Origin of the sequence: Lewinella sp. W8 (assembly GCF_004375085.3) — a bacterium.
Lineage (GTDB): Bacteria > Bacteroidota > Bacteroidia > Chitinophagales > Saprospiraceae > Neolewinella.
Genome location: NZ_SNAQ03000073.1, coordinates 1 through 481 on the forward strand (window position 1 = coordinate 1; position 481 = coordinate 481).

Annotated in this window: 1 protein-coding gene; it reads left to right on the plus strand. The window is 49.5% G+C overall.

The window, feature by feature from the left end:
• The coding region (locus E1J53_RS24090) for a collagen-like protein (RefSeq protein ID WP_173021630.1) at positions 1 to 481 on the plus strand (481 nt) is incomplete at both ends.

Below are 481 nucleotides of genomic sequence, written 5' to 3' on the forward strand. Positions count from 1 at the left end.
TGGGACACCCCGATTACTACTTCTCCTTCCTTCTACACTACCGCGAATGCCTGGGAAATTGGAGTAAATGACTCGGCATTCTACCGAGTAAAGATCAACGTGAATTTTAACCGTAACCCTGCTACGAATGCAAACTTCTACGACGTCTACCTGATTGAAAACTCCTCCGGATTGATTGTTGACGGCAGTGTCCAGCAGTCCGTTTTTGAAATCAACGGATCAGGGTTCAACTTCTCCAACGTTAACTGGTCCACCAGTATTAACGGCACCTTTTTTCTCAACGGCGGAGAAACTTATTCGGTAAGGAGCAACCAAAACCAAGATTGGGAAGACTGTAGTATTAGCCTGGAAAAAGTAGCTACTCAAATCACCATACCAATTGGCCCTCCGGGACAGCAAGGGGAGCCCGGCCCCGCTTCCACAGTTCCCGGCCCTCCGGGACCAGCGGGAGAAGATGGCTTTGGGATTCAGCTGATTGGCA